A 16326-nucleotide genomic window follows, 5' to 3' on the forward strand; every position below is an offset into this window, starting at 1 on the left:
GTGGGGGCGGCGGGTAGCCGCCGGGCGGGGGATAACTTCCACCCTGCGGAGGACCGGCCGGTGGAGGATAACTCCCCGGAGGGGGTGTTCCCTGCTGGCCGTACGGATCCTGGGGTGGGAATTGCTTCCCGTCTTCTGGGTTCTGGTTGGGGTCTTGCCCACCGGTTGTCATATATGTCTACCTAACCCTTGACTACCTGAGTCCCACCAGCGAGCTCGTCATGCTTGCCCTGCTTGGTGGGGCTGTTGTTGATGGTGACCGCGATGACGATGTAGGCGACCAGCGCGAGGATTCCGCCGATGATCGGAATGATCGAGAGCAACGTGAAGGCGTTGCGAATCGCAGACTGCTGGACGGAGGGGCGAGGTGCGCCGCCCGGACCGTGCACTGAAAGGCCCAGAATCATCTTTCCCAAAGTCCGACCCTGCGTTACTTCCATTGCGATGAAGTAAGCGAAGGTCAGAATTCCCGAGAACAGTCCCGAGATCAGAATCAAGCTGTCGGAGTCACTGACCAAGAGAGCCAGAATCGCGGCGATGATGCCGACGATGATTCCGTCGATGATGCGGGCGCCGAGTCGAATCCACAGATCACCCGGCTGAGCACCCGAGGGCAGTCGATTTCCTCCGCCGTACGCACCTTGGTCGTTGAACTGCGGAGGCGGCGGGAAGTTGCCGCCCTGCGGAGGCGGCGGGTATCCACCGGGCGGCGGGTAGTTGCCACCCTGAGGGGGCGGGAAGTTCCCGCCCTGTGGAGGAGGCGGGTAGCTACCGCCCTGCGGGGGGCCTGCGGGAGGTGGGTAACTTCCGGGAGGAGGTGTTCCCTGCTGGCCATATGGATCCTGGGGTGGGAATTGCTTCCCTCCTTCTGGATTCTGGTTGGGGTCGTACCCGCCGGTTGTCATGTGTTCCCCTCAGTCGTAAATATCGCGCTCGAGTGTGACAGTGGATATGACCCTACTGGGATCAAAGAGCGATGTGGATGACATCTGCTCACTTGGATTCGGAGGTCACCTGTGGTTTAGGCTGCGTTGTATGACGAGTTCTGGGGGCAACAACGACGATTCTTCGAGCGATTACCAGGCAAAACCTGGATACGGAGAATTTCCGAGCCTGCCGCCCGAGGGGTACGGCGTGTCCCCGTCCGAAACGCAGTCTTCACCTGAAGTTCCCGGATATACCACTCCCAACGAGCAGTACCCGGGTTATCCGCCGCCGTCGTACAACCCAACCGGTAATACGCCTCAGCCGGGTGGAATTGGTGAACCCAATCCATACCTGCCGCCGCAGAATTTCGGACCGCCGAATCAATATCATCCGAATCAATATCAGCAACCCGGACAATACGGACAAGCTCAATACGGACAGCCCCAATACGGTCAACCGCCGAATGCGTACGGTCAACCGAACCAATTCGCTGGTGGATACATCCCGCCGATGCAGCCAGTCGGCACCAATGGTCTCGCAATTGCGTCGTTGGTGGTATCGCTTGCAGGCGGTTGCTTCTACAGTCTCGGCGGAATCATCGGAATCATTTTGGGAATTGTCGCGCTCAATCAGATCAAGCAGACAGGTCAAGAGGGACGCGGGCTTGCGATAGCCGGAATTGCGGTCGGAGCAACTTTCCTGGCCATTTTTGCCGTGATTCTCGTGGTCGCACTCATCGCGAGCGCATCGTCGTCGTACTGAAGTTTGGCGTCGTACTGAAGTGGCTGGCGCTCACACGGGAGTGACTATGGACGACGCAGGAAGCGGCTTCCCGAAGTAATAGCCCTGGCCCATATCGCAGCCGGCCTGCAAGACGTTGGCTGCGTGTTCCGCGGTTTCGACGCCCTCGGCGATCGAATCAAGCCCGAGTTTCCGAGCGATGTCGGCGATTGACTCCATGACCATGAAGGCGCGGTCTCCAGCACGACCCGCTGCGCTGACGGCCCAGGTCAAGGATTGGTCGATCTTGAGAATGTCGAGCGGCAATTCCGACAACGCGGAGAAAGACGCGAAGCCCGCCCCGAAATCATCCAGCGCGATTCGAATTCCCTCGTTATGCAAGACGTGAAGAGTCTCGGCGGCATGCCGACCCACGACGCCGAGTTCGGTGACTTCCACGATGATTCTGCTCAGTGGGGTTTCTGAACTGTCCAGCGCTCCGAGGATCTCGTGAGCGGCGTGCGGGGTAGCGAGTTGGCGAGGTGAAAAGTTGACCGCGACCATCATGTGCTCAGGCCACGACGCTGTTTGGGCACAGATCATGTCCAGAGCCTGCAGCCCGATGGGAATGATGAGCCCAGAGGATTCGGCGGAGCGCATGAAATCTTGGGGTTCGATCAACCCTCGAAGCGGATGGCGCCACCGCAGAAGTGCTTCATAGCTGATAATTGCTGACGAGTTCAGATTGACCTGGGGTTGATACAACACCTCGAATTGATGGTCGTCGAGTGCCTCGCGAAGCTCGCGGACCATGCGTATTCCTTTTCGTCCTGAGTCGCCCGTGCCGCACGTGCGTGTCAGCGTGGATGCTGCAAGTGGGTACTGCGGTCGGATCCCAGGTTCAGATCCCGGGCGTAGTTTTGCAGGGACTACTCGCCCTGAATTTCCTTCGCCAGTCTTGACCGTACTTCACTAATCGAGAATTGCCAACGAATAGCTATTGCGGACGGCTTTGTCATATCGGACAATCGAGCTTTTGTCCCGACGAGGTGTCGATTGAAACTTCACTTACTTCGCCGGGAAAATCCACGGGGTTCGGGGGATCTTGCGAGAGTCGAATCGATCCGCCAATTGGGGTGGTGTGACAACTTCGCCGGGTTCAGCGAGACCGATGCTCGACGCGATCATTGTCAGGACCTGTTCGGCACTGCGTCCGGCCTCGAGTTGATCGGCCAGAGTCACTGCGCCGTCGCGCTTCGCGAGTCGTTTGCCTTCACTGTTCAACGCGAGAGGAACGTGGGCGTACGACGGCGGTTCGATGTCGAGCAGTTGAGCAAGGTGCGCCTGACGCGGCGCCGAGGTCAGGAGGTCGTCGCCGCGGACCACCTGATCGATGTTCTGCGCACCGTCGTCGACGACAACGGCGAGGTTGTAGGCGGGTACGCCGTCTCCGCGGAGCAGGACGACGTCGTCGACTTGCCCCGTCACCTCGCCGAACAGTTCGTCGTGCACGGTGAACGAATCGATGTCGGCCCGTAGCCTCAGCGCGGGGGATCGGCCGCTTGCCGATTTCTCGGCGCGTTCGGCCGCCGACAGGTTCCGGCAAGTGCCGGGATAGGCGCCATCGGGAGCATGGGGAGCGGACGGTGCCTGCAGGATCTCCTTGCGTGTGCAGAAGCAGGGATAGGTCAGGTGGCGCTCGCGTAGTAGCTCGATAGCGTTGTGGTACAAGGGAAGACGGTGCGATTGTAAGACGACTGGGCCGTCCCATGTGAGGCCGAGCCTGCGCAGATCGTCGAGTTGTCGTTCCATCGAGCCGGGTCGGACACGGTCGAGATCCTCGACGCGAATGAGGAAGTCGCGCCCGCTGGTGCGGGCGAACAGCCAGGCCAAGAGGGCGGTACGGAGGTTTCCCAGATGGAGATCGCCGGACGGGCTCGGCGCGAAGCGTCCTGCTCCGGCCACGTCAGCTGGCGAGCCCGACGGAGGCGAGCGGGTTCTCGGCGTCGTGCAGGGTGAGGCGGATCTGGGTTTCCAAAGCGTGATCGAGGTACTGCGGCGGATACATGGCGGGGCTTCCGAGTGCGTCGAGGGCCAATCCATTGACGGTTGAAAGTAGAAGTGCCGCTCTGGTTTCCGCTTCCGGAGTTCCGATCCCGATCAGAACTGTCGAGATGCCGGTGCGGATTGTGAACAGGGTTGTCCGGCGGATTTCGGAGAGTGACTCACTGGTTGCGGCGCGCACGGCAAACGCGGCGAGCACATGCGCCTCACGCGTGCGTTGCTCGTCGAGGGGCAGGAGTTGCGAGAGCGCCTGGAACAGGGCGGTATGCGGGTCCGCGTCGGCGGACGATTCGGCCAGTCTGGTCAACAATCGATCGACGAGTGTTCGCAGTGCGAATGCGAACATCTCGTCCTTGGTCGAGAAATGATGTTGCACTGCGCCGATCGAGACACCCGCCCGTTTTGCGACCTCGCGAACGCTGGCATTTTCCAGTCCGGATTCCGCGGCGACATCGAACAATGCCGCCGCAAGCAGGTCTGGACTCGTGGAGGATTTTCGGCGTTCCGGCATACCGTGACATTACATGTGTATGGAAGTAATGCCCACGTCAGGGGTACTTTTTCACGCCTTCCGGCCGAGGAAGGCAAGGAGTTTCGTCGCTTTGTCAGCGTTGTCCGGAACCTGTATTTCCGGGCCGCACACACCGCTCATGCGGATCGACTCGCCGAGGCCCGCGGCGATCTCCGACACCCACTCCACGTCCGTGTTACGCATCGTCGTATCGGTGCCGGTCGCGGCTGCGAGATCCCAACCGTGGATGACCAGATCGAAACACAAGAACCCCTCGACCGTGGCCCCGAGGTTGGTCCGGCCGAAGTGCCCGTCGTATTCGAGGGTGGACTTTGCCGGATCGTCCAGAATGGCCTGCATCGAATCTCGGACGGCCGCCCAGGCTGCCGACGGGTCGTCGTCGACCGACGGACCGGGTGCCAATTCCAGGCCGACTACCTTGACCATGTCTCGTTCGCTGTCGAGCACGTGTCTCACCACGTCGCGGGCGGTCCAGCCCTCGCAGGGGGAATCGTTGTCCCAGCGGTCGGCGGGTACGGCGTCGATCCGCGCCGTGAATCCGGCGGCCAGATCCCGATAACGGTGGGCGGGGGAGATCTCTGTTGAAGTCATGACAGCAATCCTTCTCCACCGCGGCGCGTCATGATTGATTATTTCGGACATTCACTCGATCTCCGGGGCTTCCGCCCAGATGTCCATCGGTACGACCCCGGCGCTCTTGCCTTCGTCATCGAGAAGTCGGCCCACCCTCTTCATCGATCGCAGCACCACTGACCTGTTCAGCACCACCAGGCCCGGTGCCTCTTGTGCGAGTTGTACTTCGGTAATGGGAGTTTCGCGAAGGGAGTGTGCGGCGATCGCGAGCAGTGTGTTGGCGCGTCCACCGGATATCCGCATGCACACTCGTGTTCCAGGCACTCGCTCCACCAGAGCACGAATCGTCGACCGGTCCGTGGGATCGACATATCCCCACACCCAGGTCACGAGGGGCCAGCCGGACAGCGGTAGAGACACGTCGCAGCGGAACACGATTTGGTTGCGCGACGTCAGTTCGGCAAGTCGCCGCCTGACCGTACTTTCGCTCAGGCCGGTACCGACCGTGAGCTCGGCAATCGAGGATCGACCGTCCTCGCCCAGCTTCAATATCAATTGGCGGTCGACCGCGTCGAAAGTCTTCCCGTGATGGCGCTGATCCGTCGGAGCATATTTGTAGCGCACAGGCCGGTCTGTCATCACCGCCCGCTGCGTGGCATCGAGTACCTGCAATTTCCAGTCGTCTCCGATCGCAAAGACCTCGGTGACGAGGTGCGCACGCGAACTGACGATCCCGGGCACCGACGCGAGTGAGCGAAGCAGGAAACGCGACAGGAAAGCCATGTCTCTGACCTCGACGAGAAGAGTCAAGTCGCCTGGGCCGCTTGTGTGTTCGACGCTCAGAACCTGCGGCCAGCGGGCAAGACGTTCCGCAATCGCCAAGGCGTTCGAAGTCGTACAGTCGACTTCCACGAAAGCCAGACACGATTCCGGGCGGCCGTGGCCGGTTGCCCTCGCGGAGACCCAGGCGGTGCCGGAGTCCTGTAGCCGCTGCCAGCGGCGCGCGACGGTAACCGGATCGACTTTGAGCGCGTCACCAATCGTGCGCCACGACGCTCGCGGGTCGAGTTGCAGGCAATTGATCAGGGCGAGGTCGACGTCGTCGAGCACGGCGGAATCCTGCGTTTCTTCGATCATGATGCAAGTATCGTGCATCTTCTTTGTGTCTGGGATCACTTCATTCATGCTCGAAGGGCAGAACGCGGTGGCAAGTGCCCACTGTGTTCGTGCTGTGAAAGGAGAACCCAGATGTCGTCCACCACGTTGTCCGCTGTTCCAACCGAGAGAAGTCTCGACTGGGTGCAGCGCCTCATCGGAATCGATACGACGAGTGCCGTGAGCAATCGACCGTTGATCGATCTCATCGCCGCGGAACTACGTCGCCACGGGGTCGAGCCGATACTCGTTTCCGACGACGAGGGTTCCAAGCTGAACCTGTTGGCAACATTCACGCCTCCTGACGGAAGCACTGCCGGTGGAGTGATGTTTTCCGGCCATACAGATGTAGTGCCGGTCGACGATCAAGACTGGAGCAGCCACCCTTTCACTCCCGAAATTCGCGACGGAAGTCTGTACGGACGCGGCACGTGCGACATGAAGTCGTTCATCGGGATCGTTGTCGCGGCGATCCCCGACATCGTTGCTCGGCCGCTGGCGAAGCCGATTCACTTTGCATTCTCCTACGACGAGGAAGTCGGCTGCATCGGTGCGGCCGGGTTGGTCGAGGAGGTTGTTTCCCGGAACCTGCGCCCTGATGTGTGCGTCGTCGGAGAGCCGTCGGAGATGCGGGTCATTCGCGCACACAAGTCGATGAATGTCATACGTGTTGATCTGCATGGTGTTTCGGCGCACTCGTCGCTTACTCCGCAAGGAGTCAACGCGATCGAATACGGCGCGGAGTTGATTCGATTCGTCAGAAGCGCGGCCGACGAGCTCCGTGCGTCCGGCCCGTACGACGACGCATTCGACGTGGCCTGGACGACGTGTTCGGTCAATCTCGTATCCGGCGGGATCGCAGTGAACACTGTCCCCGAGGATTGCTCCATCACTTTCGAATTCAGGAGCATCAGCTCAGCTGGCGCCGCAGATTTGCTCGAACGCTTTGCCGCCGAGGCGAATCGGATCGAAAACCTGATGCAGGAAGAAGACCCGTCAGCCTCCGTGACGATGCACGTGTCGGCCTCGGTTCCTCCCCTGGAGACGGATGCGAATGCTTCGGCGGCCGCACTGGTCGAACAATGGGGTGGTCGGTCCTCGGACGAAAAGGTCGCGTACGCCACCGAGGCCGGGATGTTCGCGAGTATCGGTGTCCCCACTGTTGTGTGTGGGCCGGGAAGCATCACTCAGGCGCATGCACCTGACGAGTACGTGACACTTGACCAATTGGCACAGTGCGAGCAGTTCGTTCGGAACGTCATCGCTCACGCCCGCGCCTGACCCACCCTCACCCCCTAAGGAAAACCATGTCCACGGCAACTACGCCAACCTCCGGAGCAGTCACCCCGGAACGCCTGGCCGCTGCTCGCAAGGCGGTGATCAGCAGTTCGCTCGGTGCTGCGCTCGAATGGTTCGACGTCATCGTCTACGCATCATTTGCAGTGGTCATCGCCCATAACTTCTTTCCCGGCGGCGACAACACTCTCGGCTTGATACTGACGTTCGCGACGTTCGCGATCTCATACGTCATCCGGCCGCTTGGCGGGATGGTTCTCGGAAGCTATGCCGACCGTCGCGGGCGCAAGAACGCCTTGACGTTGACGATGATGCTGATGATGATCGGCACGCTCATCATGGCCGTGGCGCCGACGACCTCGATGATCGGGCCGTGGGCCGGCGTCGTCATCCTGGTTTCGCGACTCATTCAAGGATTCTCCGCAGGCGGTGAATTCGGTACTGCTACAACCTTCCTCGTGGAAACTGCACCGCACAAGAAGGCGTTCTACTCTTCCTGGCAGGTTGCCAGCCAGGGTGCTTCGGTTTTCCTGGCATCGTTGTTCGGATACGTGCTCAATACCCATCTCTCGCATGAAGCGCTCTACTCGTGGGGCTGGCGCGTTCCGTTCTTCTTCGGCATCATCGTCGGGCCGGTCGGTCTCTACATCCGCGCCAAGCTCGATGAAACGGACGATTTCAAGACGAGCGTTCCGGAAAAAGCCCCACTGAAGACGACGCTGACCAGGCATCTCGGCCGGGTGCTTACCGGCGCCGCAGTAGTCGGCGTCGCGACGATCTCGATCTACCTCATCTTGTACATGCCGACGTTTGCCGTGAAGAACCTCGGAGTATCCGCCTCTGCCGGCTACCTCGGCGGAATCGTCGCCGGACTGGTCACCTTGATCACCGTGCCGTTGATCGGTCATCTTGCCGATCGGGTCGGACCTGCGAGAGTTATGACCTGGGCCGCCGTTGCGGCAATCGTCCTGGCCTGGCCGCTCTTCAAACTGATGGTCGATCACCCCTCGACTCTGACGCTCGTCCTGGTTGTTTCGGCCCTGGGCGTCATCATGGCGTTTGCCTTCGGCCCCTTGCCTGCCTTGATGAGTTCGCTGTTCCCGGCGGAGATCCGGGCTACCGGGATGTCTTTGTCGTACAACCTCGGCGTGACTTTGCTCGGCGGAATCGCGCCGTTGGTCTTGACCTGGTTGATCAGTACAACAGGCTCGCTCGACGCTCCGAGCTACTACTACATGACGGTCGCAGTGCTCTCCCTCGGCGGGCTGTGGTCTGCCAGGACGCTTTTCAGTCAGAAGTGACGGCGGGGGAGCGCGGTAGCGATCATGCGACCGCGTCTCCCTCTGCCAGCGCGACAACGGTATCCGACCCGTGCCAGTCAGGGGCTTGGGATCGCAGCAGAGCTGCCGGGGTCAGCGAAGAGATTCGGCGGCATTCACGCGTCAAGTGGGCCTGATCGCTGAATCCGCAGTGGGCTGCGGATTCAGCGAGGCCCAGCGCGGGTCGACTGCGAGCGAGCGCCATGAAGCGCTGGAGGCGCAGGATCGAGCGCAGCGTTGCAGGGCCGTATCCGAAGGCGTCGTTGCATCGACGCTGGAGTTGGCGCGAAGTCAGTGCCGCCGCGTCGGCGAGAGTGCTGACATTCCACGAATGTTCGGACAGTGCGGTGCGGACGTGGTTGATCACCGGATCGTGACGGAAACTCGAACTTGCCCAACTCCGGACAGCGCTTTCGAGGATCGAGACTTGTTCGTGGTCTTCGGAATTTTCTAAGCGGTTCAACAGTATTCGTTCCGTGCGTGCGTCGGTTACAGCGCTGAGGTCAGCGCGAGAATCTCGAAGCTCGGACGCCGAGGTTCGCAACATCGGCGATGCCGATCCAGGGCGGAATCGAACACCCACGGAGCGTGTTCCGGGCGGAAGAGTGAATGACCATGCAGCGGTTTCGGGGCCACAGACGCGTATGCCGACGCCACGTATCCACAGCACGTCCATGCAAGCATCGGGCACGAGCAGGTGTTCACCTTCTGCGCACGCCGTCCAGCCACACACCAGGATGTCGGAGAGATCCGGGGCGACCGATTGTGGTGTGTACCAACCCATGACAAGAGCCTATCGAGCGCCCCCGACACGAAGGCGAGTTCATTCGACCGGGCCGAAGCGATATCCGAACCCCCGGATGGTTTTGATGTACTTCGGTTTCGCGGGATTGGATTCGAGTTTGGACCGCAAGCTGAGAATGGTCGCGTCGACCACACGTGTCTTTTCGTGGTCGGAACCCCAGACGTTTCGGATCAGATGATCACGCGAGTACACGCGCCCAGGCTCGGTCGACAGTTCCAGGAGTACCCGCCATTCGGTCCGGCTGAGGACGAGCAGCTTTCCGCCCATCGTCGCCGTCATCGCACGTCGATCGAGGAGCAGGTCACCGTGACGTTGGTGTTTTCCGGCGGCGGGATGCGCGGTTTCACGAAGGATCGCGGTGACCCGAAGATCGAGCGCGTGAGAATCGATCGGGTTCAGTACGAAGTCCGAGACAGCGCCATGTGGTGCTTCGTCGATGTCCTCGTGGGTATCCACCAACATCATGATCGGCATCGAACTGCGCAAGCGGATCTGTCGTGCAATCTCGTAGCCGTCGATGTCCGGCAACAAGAGATCGATCACGGCGATATCGAAACTGTCGGTGTCCAGGTCGTCGAGTAGGCGGCGCCCGGTGCGGACGAGCTGTGTTTGATGACCAAAATGTACTAATTCGGCCCCGAGTGTCTGGGCAAGCTCCGAACGGTCGGTAGCTGCAAGTATCAAGCTCACGTGAAATCCTCCCCCCGAAGGTGTTACTAGTCGTAACAGCTTGCATTCTGGCAGATCATCCACCGCATGGCCACAACAAGGTGGCTGATCAAAAGTTGAGGGAACCTGGGGCGTTCGTCGCTAGACTTCTTTCATGGGCACTCTGTTCGCGTTGACGCTGCCAGGCTTGCTCGTGCTGCTGGTCCTGTTCGCGTTCGCCGAGACTCTCTGGAACCGGCTCACCGGTGGCCGGGCCCTGCCGTGGACCAGGGGGCGCACGACTCGTCCGGTCTCGGCTGCGGGCTTCGAAGAGGTTGCTGCCCTGTTTCAGGGGTCCAAGCATCATGAATTCGAACAGCGGCAGAGTGCGTTGATGCATCGTGAGGACGGAACCGACGGTGACCCGCCGTGGGTGTCCGTCGATCCGGAAGCTAACAAGGTCGTTCTCCGTCGACGGAGTTGACAGTCGCCGACAGTCGACGGAGTTGACAGTCGACGGAGTTGACAGTCGGGCTCAGGCCCAGTGGCTGGGGCGGGTCAGTGAATCGGGGAGTGTGGTAGCCGAATCGCCAACCGCCGCGTTGATCTGGAACTGAGTGAGAAAGATACTGCCGCGGAGTTTTGCGCCGCGAATGTCGGTGCCGCGCAAGTCTGCACCGATCAGATCGGCGCGATCGAGTTCGCAGCCGCGGAGGTCTGCACCGATCAGATAACTCCCGCGAAAGTTGGCCCCACGTAGGTCGGAACCACGAAGTTTGGCGCCGATGAGGTCTGCGCCGCGGTGGTCGAGTTTGCGACCCTTCTTGCCCGAGACAGGTGAGCGCACAAGGTCACTCGTCTGCAAGAGCAGTGTGTTGACAGTCGCTCGGTGTGCTGAGACGTCGACGGCTTGAATCTGCGAAGGCGTGCCGTTGGTCAGGCTTTCCGTCTCTGCGAGTGCAGCGTCGAGTTCCTTTCGTATCGAGTGGGTTTGCTTCAGCGAGCGGGCTTCGGCGAGATACCAGAGCAGTTCGTGCAACTGGCGTACGACAGGGAACGTTTCGAACATGTCTGACGCGGTCTCCGGGGCATCATGCCAGCTGATGCCGTCGTAGGTCTGCTGTGAAACCTTCTGTCCCGCACCGAAACAGTCGTACACGGTGCAACCGGTGAAGCCCTTCTTTCGCAATCCGGTGTGAATGCCGCAACGGAAATCCTGCTGCAGGTTCTCGCAGGGGTCGCCGGCATTCTTGTTGGTCGCGAAGTCGGAGGACTTGGAAAAGGGGAGTGCGACGCAGCACAGGCCGAAGCAACTGCTGCAATCCGCGAGCAGATTGGTCTGGCCGGCAAGCACGCGTACTCCCGATTGTTGGGTTGGACGGAAAGTCTGGCTTCGAGTTCGTGAGTCTGTCAAACGAATTTTCGTGGTTCTGAAGCAGTCGATGCGCTGCTACGCTGCTTTTCGCATGTCGATTCGAAGCCGGGGGGCTTGGGTGGGGAACGAAATACTGCAAGCGGGCGGCGGTTGGATTCGAGGCAAAAGGCGTTGGAAAGGCCGGAACTTTCGGGTCGACTTCGATGATGGCCTGGTGTGGATATGAAGCGCCGCAAACGATTCCACAAGCAGGGCTCGACGGGTACGCCGACGGCGGCGCGGGATCGCTGGATCGATTCCAAGACGGACTGCGTGCATCCCACGACGGCACGCATTAATGCAACACGGTCATCGGACACATTTACGGATCGACCGTGATCGGCGCTGCGGCGCCTCGGACGGACGATCAATGGACGCGAATGATCTGTTCTTCGTGGGAAGCCCCGGAACATGTCGGTGGCCACGTGTACGCCGCCGCCGCGGCAAATGATCCGGTTCCGATGATCGGGGACGTGTTCGGCGGTCTCTCGCACGGAGCGATCCCCGCGAATGATCTTCCGCTGATCGGATTCGGTGCCACCGTCGTCGAGTCAGCACCCGGAACCGGGATCGACGCGGGTCTGTTGGGCGAGCTCCCCAGCCCAGTCGCACACAGCGAGTATTGGGAACGCACCAACCCGGCTCTTGCCGGGATGGGCCACGTGATCGCCGGACTAGGAGCGCCATGACCAACGCAACGCGACGCCGTAAAGCACTCGGCATGAGCAGTATCGCGGTGGCAATCCTGCTGTCGGCGTGTACGACCCTGCTGTCGGCGTGTACGACGACGGAGAACGGGAAAGTGATGGAAGCCAACTTGAATCTGACCCTCATGCAGGCACAGGCCAAGGTGATCGAATACATGACGGACACGATCACGGTACTGCCGCCGGGCGCCTACTTGACGCGGTATTCCGAACTGAACCAGAAGGTCACCCTCGATCCGGGTGGCACCGTCCCGTGCAATGACAGCAATCTGTCGAAGGACACATCCGTGGACTACGGCGTGACGTACTTCCTCACCTCAACTGAAACCGCCGACATCCCAGGTTTCGGTGATCCGATTCGCAATCTGTGGACTGAGCGCGGCTGGAAGTTTCGAACGTACGACTCCGCTGGGGACTCGACGAGCACCGAGACAATCTTGCCGGATGGATATCGAATGGTTCTGGAGGAGTACGCGCGGGGAGCAAGTTTGACCGGGTCGTCGCCGTGTTTCCCCCGACCCGATGCATCGGATCGTCCGAACGCGCCCGTGCAGATCGATCAACCTTGACCGGGCCCGCGTCCTCGTTTCCCGAGTTGACTGTCCTCGCTCGCCAAGTCGACGCCGAGGTCGGGAACGTTCGCGCCCGCGCAGATGCTGGAGGTGGTGCAGTCAGCGTCGAGGTTGACGCGTACGGCGCGATCACTGACTTGCAACTCACCGAGAGCGGTCTCCGGGCCGGCGCGGCTGCGCTCTCCGCCTCGATCGCAGCGGCCCACCGAACCGCTTCTGCGTCAGCAGCGTCTGCCGCGCAAGAACTACGCGCCCCACTCCTCCGTGACCCTCGCGTCGCCAGGGCAATGAATGCTTTCAATGCAGTGGACGCGTTCGATCAGGCGCCGGCCGCACCTGAACCTCACGTGGTGAAACGAGCCGACCGCGCGTCGGTCGACGACGACCCACCCTTCGACGGCGGTTCGTTCATGCGACGTGCCTGAGCCCGGGCAAAAAGAACCCCTGCGAACCGCTTCTCAGCAGTTCACAGGGGTTCCTTTGGCGGAGGATAGGGGATTTGAACCCCTGAGGGCGTTAACCCAACCCGCGTTCCAGGCGAGCGCCATAGGCCACTAGGCGAATCCTCCGTGGAGCAGCATACCCAATTGCGAGCGTGAAGCGTTAAACGGGTACCTGACCTGCGAAGAACCGGTGGATCTCAGGGTTTGGATGTCCGCCCCGGTAGGTGGTGTGCAGCGGCCGACGAAAGCCGTCTACACTGTTCATTGGATCCCGCGCGGCGCGCATCCTGTGAACTCCCCCAGGGCCGGAAGGCAGCAAGGGTCAACGGGCTCTGCCGGGTGCGCGGGGTCCTCTATTTTTTCACATACCCGACCCCGCCTCGTCGGTGAAAGGCCGCTCCGGATGCCTATCCAAACCCAGATCGGGTTGATGAGCCATGAAGAACTCACCTCCGAGCATGAGAGCCAGAGCGCGAAGTACACGCAGCTCCAGGCGCAGAAGCTCGCACTCGATCTGACCCGCGGTAAGCCTTCCCCGGAACAACTCGACCTTTCCGCAGAGCTGCTGACGCTGCCCGGCGACGGTGACTTCCGAGACGGCAGCGGCACCGACTGCCGTAACTACGGCGGACTCACCGGTCTGCCGGAACTGCGCGCCATCTTCGGTGAGCTGCTGGGTATCCCCGTTGCGAACCTTCTCGCCGGCAACAACGCGAGCCTCGAGATCATGCACGACAACGTCGTGTTCTCACTGCTGCACGGCACTCCGGATTCGGCCCGGCCATGGGCACAGGAAGAGAAGATCAAGTTTCTCTGCCCCGCACCGGGCTACGACCGCCACTTCGCGATCACCGAGTCCCTCGGCATCGAGATGATTGCGGTGCCGATGAACCACGACGGCCCGGATGTCGTCAAGATCGCCGAACTTGTTGCGTCAGATCCGCAGATCAAGGGCATGTGGGCGGTTCCGGTTTACGCGAACCCCACCGGTGCCGTGTACTCCGAAGAAATTGTCCGGACGCTCGCGTCGATGCCGACGGCCGCGCCGGACTTCCGCCTGTACTGGGACAACGCGTATGCCGTGCATCCACTTGTCGGCGAGACCGCACCTTCCTACGACATTCTCTCGATGGCAGCGGAGGCCGGACACCCCAACCGTCCGCTCGTGTTCGCGTCGACGTCCAAGATCACTTTCGCCGGCGCTGGTGTGAGCTTCTTCGGTAGCTCGGCGGAAAACCTTGCCTGGTACCAGAAGTTCCTGGGTAAGAAGAGCATCGGACCTGACAAGGTCAATCAGCTTCGCCACCTGCGTTTCTTCGGCAATGCCGACGGCGTTCGTGCGCACATGGAGAAGCATCGCGCGTTCCTCGCACCCAAGTTCGAGCTCGTACTGCGGATCCTCGAGGATCGTCTAGGTGCCTCGAAGGTCGCGTCCTGGACGGAGCCGAAGGGCGGATACTTCATCAGCCTCGACGTGGTCGACGGCACGGCCAAGCGGGTCATCGAACTGGCGAAGAACGCGGGTATCGCGCTCACCGCTGCCGGATCGGCTTTCCCGTACAGCACGGATCCGGACGACCGGAACATCCGGTTGGCCCCGAGCTTCCCGTCCACGGCTGAACTCGAAGTTGCCATGGACGGCGTGGCGACGTGTGTCCTGCTCGCAGCCACCGAATCGCGTCTCTCCGAGATCTGAGTTCTCTAAGCGGCGTGCCCGGTCGGTACTTTTCGGTCTCGTCTTGTACCGTTCGGAGCATCAATTCCCGACATAGGGTGTAAATCCCGGAGGTTGTAGTGACGGGCGCGATCAACGCTTCGGATGGACCCTCTTTCGAGGCGCACACCGCGAAATCAGAGTCGGTCATCGAAGCTGACATACCGCGACGCAGTCTCCGTGTCGGTGTTCTCGGATTCTCTGTGCTCGGTGTTCTGGCAGTCGCGTCCGTGCTGATGGTTCTTTTCGCCGTGCCGATGAATACGCGGTACTGGGGGATCTTCGAAAATTTCCTCGATCTCGACGTCTACCGCCACGGCGGCAGCGTTGTGGTTCAGGGCCTTCCGTTGTACGACGGGCCAGTCCTGGAAGGGATGATGTTCACGTACACCCCGTTTGCGGCTTTGCTGTTCACGGTGTGGGCGGTGCTCTCGTTCAAACAGGCGATTGTCGTGTGGACGGGTTTGAACATCGCTGCGTTGTTCGCAGTGATCGTGTTGTGCTGGAAGTACCTCGGTTATCGGCTCGACGTGAAGGCGTACGCCGTCAGTGCGTTGGCCACCACGATCTTTCTGTTCATGGAACCGATACGTACGACGCTCTGGCTCGGGCAGATCAACATCTTCCTGCTGCTCTTGATCGTGTGGGACCTCGGTCGGGACGAGAAGAGTCGGCTCCGAGGAATCGGGGCAGGCATCGCCGCCGGCGTGAAGCTCACCCCGGCCTTCTTCTGGGCGTACCTCTTCATCACTCGTCAATGGCGTGCGTTGGTGACGGCCGTCGTGACGTTCGCGGCGACCGTCGCGATTGGTTTCGTCGTGATCTACAACGATGCGTACAAGTACTGGACCGGCACTCTTGTCGACAGCGAACGCGTCGGACCGACGGATGCTCCGAGCAACCAGTCCGTGTCCGGTCTGATCGCTCAGCTCACTCACACTCCGACGCCGTCGCGGGTCCTGGTCCTCGTCTTCAGTGCGCTGGCGGTATGCCTCGGACTCGGTGCCGCGTGGATTGCTCACCGGCACGGCCAGAAATTGCTCGGCCTCACCATGACGGGGTTGACTGCGACCACTGTCTCGCCGTTCTCGTGGGGTCATCACTGGGTGTGGTTCGTCCCGCTGGTCGTCCTCGCCGCGCACTACGCGATGGTGTCGAAGAAGCGCTGGGCGTGGGTGGCGCCGTTCGTTTTCCTGCTCCCAGTCTTGAACTGGTCTCACACTTGGTGGGACCCGTCGGTCATTCCGGGTACGGATCGCTTTGTCGGAATGGGCCTGTTCATGTTCGTGCCGCCCGAGTATCTGCGGATTCCGACCGTCGGCGTCTACCTCTGGGTCTTCACGCTTGCCGCGGTCTCGACGTTGGTTCTGTTCGGCTGGAAGAAGTGGAAGATTCCGGCTCCGGATGCGTCGGCGCCGGTCACAACTGCCGCCTGAC

Annotated in this window: 19 protein-coding genes, 1 tRNA gene and 1 other RNA gene; 11 read left to right on the top strand and 10 right to left on the bottom strand. The window is 61.0% G+C overall.

Features of this window, described 5'->3' with window-relative positions; translation table 11 throughout:
- Positions 1 to 182: 182 nt before the first annotated feature.
- Positions 183 to 905: an RDD family protein gene (locus ABX74_RS30810; RefSeq protein WP_020968189.1), complete on the bottom strand. Its 723-nt coding sequence runs from the start codon at positions 903 to 905 to the stop codon at positions 183 to 185.
- Between the two features lie 130 nt (positions 906 to 1035).
- Here ABX74_RS30810 and ABX74_RS01285 point away from each other — a divergent pair, with 130 nt between their 5' ends.
- Positions 1036 to 1689, top strand: coding sequence for a DUF4190 domain-containing protein (locus ABX74_RS01285; RefSeq protein ID WP_047888056.1), 654 nt, complete (start codon positions 1036 to 1038; stop codon positions 1687 to 1689).
- 30 nt (positions 1690 to 1719) lie between these two features.
- Here ABX74_RS01285 and ABX74_RS01290 read toward each other — a convergent pair whose 3' ends face one another.
- From ABX74_RS01290 to ABX74_RS01310, 5 genes are all read right to left on the bottom strand, one after another.
- Positions 1720 to 2460 carry an EAL domain-containing protein gene (locus ABX74_RS01290; RefSeq protein ID WP_019746513.1) on the bottom strand — a complete coding sequence of 247 codons (741 nt, stop codon included), beginning with the start codon at positions 2458 to 2460 and terminating at the stop codon, positions 1720 to 1722.
- A gap of 255 nt (positions 2461 to 2715) precedes the next feature.
- Positions 2716 to 3612 carry a tRNA glutamyl-Q(34) synthetase GluQRS gene (gene gluQRS, locus ABX74_RS01295; RefSeq protein ID WP_019746514.1) on the bottom strand — a complete coding sequence of 299 codons (897 nt, stop codon included), beginning with the start codon at positions 3610 to 3612 and terminating at the stop codon, positions 2716 to 2718.
- A 1-nt stretch (position 3613) separates the two neighbouring features.
- Positions 3614 to 4222, bottom strand: coding sequence for a TetR/AcrR family transcriptional regulator (locus tag ABX74_RS01300; protein WP_019746515.1), 609 nt, complete (start codon positions 4220 to 4222; stop codon positions 3614 to 3616).
- 51 nt (positions 4223 to 4273) lie between these two features.
- Positions 4274 to 4834 (bottom strand): TIGR03086 family metal-binding protein, encoded by a 561-nt coding sequence (locus ABX74_RS01305; protein WP_041815511.1) that lies wholly within the window; start codon positions 4832 to 4834, stop codon positions 4274 to 4276.
- Between the two features lie 51 nt (positions 4835 to 4885).
- Positions 4886 to 5953 carry an Lrp/AsnC family transcriptional regulator gene (locus ABX74_RS01310; protein ID WP_047888106.1) on the bottom strand — a complete coding sequence of 356 codons (1068 nt, stop codon included), beginning with the start codon at positions 5951 to 5953 and terminating at the stop codon, positions 4886 to 4888.
- A gap of 111 nt (positions 5954 to 6064) precedes the next feature.
- On the opposite strand from ABX74_RS01310, the gene argE reads away from it, so the two are divergent.
- Both argE and ABX74_RS01320 read left to right on the top strand, forming a co-directional pair.
- Positions 6065 to 7252, top strand: coding sequence for an acetylornithine deacetylase (gene argE / locus ABX74_RS01315; protein ID WP_047888057.1), 1188 nt, complete (start codon positions 6065 to 6067; stop codon positions 7250 to 7252).
- 26 nt (positions 7253 to 7278) lie between these two features.
- Positions 7279 to 8568, top strand: coding sequence for an MFS transporter (locus ABX74_RS01320; protein ID WP_020905883.1), 1290 nt, complete (start codon positions 7279 to 7281; stop codon positions 8566 to 8568).
- 22 nt (positions 8569 to 8590) lie between these two features.
- Here the strand turns inward: ABX74_RS01320 and ABX74_RS01325 are convergent, their stop codons facing one another.
- Entirely contained in the window at positions 8591 to 9370 is a 780-nt protein-coding gene (locus ABX74_RS01325; RefSeq protein ID WP_047888058.1) for a helix-turn-helix domain-containing protein, read from the bottom strand.
- 39 nt (positions 9371 to 9409) lie between these two features.
- Positions 9410 to 10081: a response regulator transcription factor gene (locus tag ABX74_RS01330; RefSeq protein WP_019746521.1), complete on the bottom strand. Its 672-nt coding sequence runs from the start codon at positions 10079 to 10081 to the stop codon at positions 9410 to 9412.
- A gap of 133 nt (positions 10082 to 10214) precedes the next feature.
- On the opposite strand from ABX74_RS01330, the gene ABX74_RS30275 reads away from it, so the two are divergent.
- Positions 10215 to 10523: a DUF6191 domain-containing protein gene (locus ABX74_RS30275; RefSeq protein WP_007731580.1), complete on the top strand. Its 309-nt coding sequence runs from the start codon at positions 10215 to 10217 to the stop codon at positions 10521 to 10523.
- Positions 10524 to 10574: 51 nt separating this feature from the next.
- On the opposite strand, the gene ABX74_RS01340 is transcribed toward ABX74_RS30275, so the two are convergent.
- The gene (locus ABX74_RS01340) at positions 10575 to 11393 is read right to left on the bottom strand and encodes a pentapeptide repeat-containing protein (protein WP_047888059.1); all 819 of its coding nucleotides are present in this window, start codon (positions 11391 to 11393) and stop codon (positions 10575 to 10577) included.
- 101 nt (positions 11394 to 11494) lie between these two features.
- Here ABX74_RS01340 and ABX74_RS30865 point away from each other — a divergent pair, with 101 nt between their 5' ends.
- Genes ABX74_RS30865 through ABX74_RS01355 form a run of 4 tightly spaced genes read left to right on the top strand, consistent with a single transcriptional unit; the run spans position 11495 to position 13157 of the window.
- Entirely contained in the window at positions 11495 to 11752 is a 258-nt protein-coding gene (locus tag ABX74_RS30865; protein WP_223257799.1) for an alpha/beta hydrolase, read from the top strand.
- Positions 11753 to 11788: 36 nt separating this feature from the next.
- Positions 11789 to 12142 carry a hypothetical protein gene (locus tag ABX74_RS01345; RefSeq protein ID WP_047888060.1) on the top strand — a complete coding sequence of 118 codons (354 nt, stop codon included), beginning with the start codon at positions 11789 to 11791 and terminating at the stop codon, positions 12140 to 12142.
- A complete protein-coding gene (locus ABX74_RS30280) occupies positions 12139 to 12729 on the top strand; it encodes a hypothetical protein (RefSeq protein WP_020905887.1) in 591 nt (196 codons plus the stop codon). The genes ABX74_RS01345 and ABX74_RS30280 overlap by 4 nt, the downstream gene beginning before the upstream one ends.
- Positions 12726 to 13157, top strand: a complete 432-nt coding sequence (locus tag ABX74_RS01355; protein WP_047888061.1) for a YbaB/EbfC family nucleoid-associated protein — start codon at positions 12726 to 12728, stop codon at positions 13155 to 13157. The genes ABX74_RS30280 and ABX74_RS01355 overlap by 4 nt, the downstream gene beginning before the upstream one ends.
- 56 nt (positions 13158 to 13213) lie before the next feature.
- Here the strand turns inward: ABX74_RS01355 and ABX74_RS01360 are convergent.
- Positions 13214 to 13301: transfer RNA gene (locus tag ABX74_RS01360), tRNA-Ser, on the bottom strand.
- A 136-nt stretch (positions 13302 to 13437) separates the two neighbouring features.
- Between ABX74_RS01360 and ffs the strand changes: the two genes are divergently transcribed.
- The 3 genes from ffs to ABX74_RS01370 all read left to right on the top strand — a co-directional run bounded on the left by ffs (position 13438) and on the right by ABX74_RS01370 (position 16325).
- An RNA gene (ffs, locus tag ABX74_RS29765) (signal recognition particle sRNA small type) lies at positions 13438 to 13537 on the top strand.
- A 41-nt stretch (positions 13538 to 13578) separates the two neighbouring features.
- Complete coding sequence (locus ABX74_RS01365; RefSeq protein ID WP_019746524.1) at positions 13579 to 14871, top strand: aminotransferase class I/II-fold pyridoxal phosphate-dependent enzyme; 1293 nt, start codon at positions 13579 to 13581, stop codon at positions 14869 to 14871.
- Positions 14872 to 14969: 98 nt separating this feature from the next.
- Positions 14970 to 16325 (top strand): glycosyltransferase 87 family protein, encoded by a 1356-nt coding sequence (locus tag ABX74_RS01370; protein WP_020968199.1) that lies wholly within the window; start codon positions 14970 to 14972, stop codon positions 16323 to 16325.
- Position 16326 lies beyond the last annotated feature (1 nt).

This window comes from Rhodococcus sp. ARP2 (genome assembly GCF_001029585.1).
GTDB classification, from domain to species: Bacteria; Actinomycetota; Actinomycetes; order Mycobacteriales; family Mycobacteriaceae; genus Rhodococcus_F; species Rhodococcus_F erythropolis.